This window comes from Candidatus Izemoplasma sp., assembly GCF_982632705.1.
In genome coordinates, this window is the sequence record NZ_CEXEES010000094.1 from 1 (window position 1) to 3,713 (window position 3,713).

The 3,713-nt window shown below is 30.2% G+C and carries 5 protein-coding genes; all 5 read right to left on the minus strand.

Annotated elements, in window-relative coordinates; all coding sequences use genetic code 11:
- A partial coding sequence (locus AC2LE6_RS08670; RefSeq protein WP_484478862.1) for an alpha/beta fold hydrolase occupies positions 1-404 on the minus strand: 404 nt, incomplete at its 3' end.
- Positions 404-916: a YcxB family protein gene (locus tag AC2LE6_RS08675; protein WP_484478863.1), complete on the minus strand. Its 513-nt coding sequence runs from the start codon at positions 914-916 to the stop codon at positions 404-406. The genes AC2LE6_RS08670 and AC2LE6_RS08675, both read right to left, overlap by 1 nt.
- Before the next feature lies 1 nt (position 917).
- Entirely contained in the window at positions 918-2,204 is a 1,287-nt protein-coding gene (locus tag AC2LE6_RS08680; RefSeq protein ID WP_484478864.1) for a sensor domain-containing diguanylate cyclase, read from the minus strand.
- A 91-nt stretch (positions 2,205-2,295) separates the two neighbouring features.
- Complete coding sequence (locus AC2LE6_RS08685) at positions 2,296-3,288, minus strand: NAD-dependent epimerase/dehydratase family protein (protein ID WP_484478865.1); 993 nt, start codon at positions 3,286-3,288, stop codon at positions 2,296-2,298.
- 9 nt (positions 3,289-3,297) lie between these two features.
- Positions 3,298-3,713, minus strand: a 416-nt coding sequence (gene yihA, locus AC2LE6_RS08690; protein WP_484478866.1) for a ribosome biogenesis GTP-binding protein YihA/YsxC, incomplete at its 5' end; no start/stop codon positions are given.

Below are 3,713 nucleotides of genomic sequence, written 5' to 3' on the forward strand. Positions count from 1 at the left end.
TGTTTTGTGAAGAAGCTAATTGATGGGGCTAATAAGATAGTCTTATCAAATCCCTGCATCATATTTAGCGCTAACGCCCCACCAATACTGAATCCAAGTAGATATATTTCTTCATAATTATGTGATTTAGTAAATTCAATGATTAATCTAGCTTGCTCTTTTAAGCTAGGTAACGTCATATCACTAAATAAACCATCTGATTCACCACTCCCTAGATAATCAAAGCGTACTGAATCAATAGTTAATTCCTCTAATCGATCAGATAGTTTTCTGAATAGATATCCAACTTCTGTTTTATTACCAGTGAACCCATGAAACATTATTAAACATTGCTTACTGTTTGTTTGATGGTGGTACCCTCTTAAGGTTAAACCGTTTAAATATAGTTCTTTATAGGTTTTCATTAAAACCTTTTGAATACCATTGTTCCTGGTATTAAATTCTCATTAAACATTTTAATGATTGCTTCAATGTTTGGTTCACCAACAAACTCTTTGTTTACTAGAAATGCGTTTTGTCTGTCTAAATAGATATAGATGTATTTAGATGTTACATATACTTTATGTACTCTGTTGTATTCTAATGTTAAATCACCTTTTGGTGAGCTAATTCCGATTCCTTCTTCATTGTAAGTAAATGTAGTTACATCAAATTCTAAGTTTTGCTTTTTAAACATTCTATTTACACCATAACGAACCATTAAATAGTTCACTATAGGGAATAGTATTAAATATGCGATTAGTATTCCAGTAAACTCATCAATACTTTCAAAACTGAATATTACCATTCCGATAGCCAGTATTGGCATAAAGAAATTTAAGAATATTGCATATTTTGTTCTAAACAATCTATGCCATATAGAATGTTGCATAAAGTCTTCTTTTGTTCTTTGGTATGTGTATTTTACTTCGTTCATGTTATTCTCCTTCTTTATCTAGGTCTTTACCTAAATAGCTGTTTTTACCCATTGATTTTATTTTATATAACTGATTATCTGCTTCTTGAAGTGGATAATCAATTTCTATATCTTGTTTCGGTGTTATTGATACATATCCAATACTAACAGAAAGGAATTGATTCTTATTCTTGAAATGCACAATCCTAAGATCTCTAACTGCTTTATTGATTCGATCACTAAGGATGCGACCAGCTTCAAAGTCACTATTTGGTAGAACTGCTAAAAATTCTTCTCCGCCGTACCTACCTACAAAGTCAAGTGGTCTTCTACATTCTTTTTTTATCGCAGTAGCGACTCTGGTTAATATACTATCACCGTGTAAATGTCCAAATGTATCATTGAACCCTTTGAAATCATCAATGTCTATCATAAGCATTACAAGTGTTTGTTGTTCACGTTTACTGTATCTAAAGGTTTTATCTAAATTCTCAAATAAATAGAATCTGTTTGGGATTTGAGTTAAATCATCAATTCTAACAAGTTTGTGAAGCTTTTCATTTTGCTCTTCTAGTGTTTGAAGTGATTCTTTGAACGGTTTTGTAATACCATATGTTATAAGTAATTGAAATAAACTAAGTACAGCTAATAATTTAAATGTATACATTAATATATTTGTAATATCCGTACCAAATAAACTGAAAATTAGTGTTAAAAGCAAAGAAACATTGAGAACAATAAGATAATGGAAAGACTTGGAATGTTCTTTTCTGTTTATGAGTATTGATATTATGTTAACAAGTGTTAATAACAGTCCCGTACTTATAAATATAAGTTTTAATGTTTCTTGAGATGATGGCTTGATTGAGTTAGGAAATATATTAATACCTGTGAATAAGTATGCAATAATGATAATTACGATACTTTCTATGAATAATAGTTTTACAACGTTAATTTCCTTGTCTTGTTTGATAATAAATAGTCCTACAAACATGATGATTGATAAGTAGAGGATACTTAGTAAATGATATTGCTCAGAGGTTGGGAATATCGATGTTGCATTTGGATTAGTATTAACGATTTGGAATATGTTCAGTACAACAAACAAAAAGAAACTGGATCCAATAAACACTACTAATTGTTTATTAAATATGTCTTTTGTGTGATAGGTAATGATTCCAATAGTAAACGACAACATGATTATTAATAACTCTGTTAGTAAATGATAAACGTCGTTTTTGATACTAAAATATAGAACGATTGCTATTAATGTAACAATCGATGATACTAACATTTTTTTTGTATTCATATAAACCTCCGGTGTTGCGTTTTTATTATAACATAAATTGACATAGTTTATAAACAAACTGATTAATTAAAAAGGGACAATTATGTCCCTTTTATATTTTTGAATAATCTTTGATGATTTGCTCGTATAAATCATTCATTTCCTTGTTAATTGATTGCAATTCTTTTGTGTTTTTATAATGATCAATCGCTTTTGATACAACATCTTCGTAATTTGTTGTAGATTTATAATCTGGCGCGATTGATTTAATCTTTTTGTTATCAAATATTACTGAGTAGTGCTTATCTCCATAGAATTCACCTGTTTTATGTGGCATGTATCTCAGTATGAAATCCGTTGGGATATGAACTGGGTTTGGTTTTACTCCTAACGCATCACAAGTGATGTTGTAAAGTTGTTCCCATGTGTATACTTTGTCACTTGTAATATGGTAATCTTCACCATATGTTTTTGGATTTCCCAACACTTTGATAAATGCTTTGGCGAAATCTGTATTATGTGTGATTGTCCATAAGCTTGTTCCATCTCCTGGAATGATGTATGGTAATCCCTTCATAATTCTATCTAGAAGTGTGTATTCACTACCCCATTCTTTTACTGTTAACATTAACTGTTTATCATCATAGGTATGTGATGGTCTTATGATTGTTACATTGAAATCATCAGTCTGTTGAGATTTTATATACTCTTCACATTTGATTTTATTTCTACTATATTCCCAGAATGGGTTCTCTAAAGGTGTATTTTCTGTGATTGGATAATCCTGAACCGGTTTTTGATACGCTGACGCGGTACTGATAAAGATAAACTGTTTTGTGATACCTTTAAAAATACGTACATCTCGTTCTAAATTATCTACTCCAAAGGCAATCCAGTCAACGACACAATCAAATGATTTGTTTTCTAGTAATTTTTTCGCTTCTTCTTCATTGTAGATATCTCCTACAATTGTTTTAACACCTTTTGGTAGTAAGTGATTCTTTGTACCTCTATTAAATAACGTTAAATCTATGTTTTCTTTGATACATAAATCTGTAACTGCAGTACTAATAAGTCCAGTACCCCCGATAAATAATACTTTCATAGAATCCTCCTAAATGTATTGTTTTATAATACCCCATACGAAATCTTTGTTTTCATGTGTTTCGCTTGAATAAGCGATGAAGATATCTTTGTCATCCATATTTAATTTCTGTTTAATTGCTCTTTCGTGTCTAATTCTTTTTGTTTTAGGTACTTTGTCTAATTTAGTACCAACTACTAAAACAGGAATTTGATATGTTTTTAAGTATTCATACATTAAAATATCATCTTCTGTTGGGTCGTGTCTAAAATCTATAAGTAAAACAACCATTGCAAGTTGTTTTCTATATACTAAATATTCTTCAATCATTGCACCGAACGTTTCTCGTTCTTTTTTACTTACTCTTGCGTAACCATATCCTGGGACATCGACAAAGTAAAACTGATCATTAATGTTGAAGAAGTTTAATGTTTGTGTTTTCCCTG

What these genes read in the sequence shown, in the direction of transcription:
- AC2LE6_RS08675 (WP_484478863.1), bottom strand. Translation starts at nt 916, where the DNA reads ATGAACGAAGTAAAATACACATACCAAAGAACAAAAGAAGACTTTATG.
- AC2LE6_RS08685 (WP_484478865.1), bottom strand. Translation starts at nt 3,288, where the DNA reads ATGAAAGTATTATTTATCGGGGGTACTGGACTTATTAGTACTGCAGTT.
- AC2LE6_RS08680 (WP_484478864.1), bottom strand. Translation starts at nt 2,204, where the DNA reads ATGAATACAAAAAAAATGTTAGTATCATCGATTGTTACATTAATAGCA.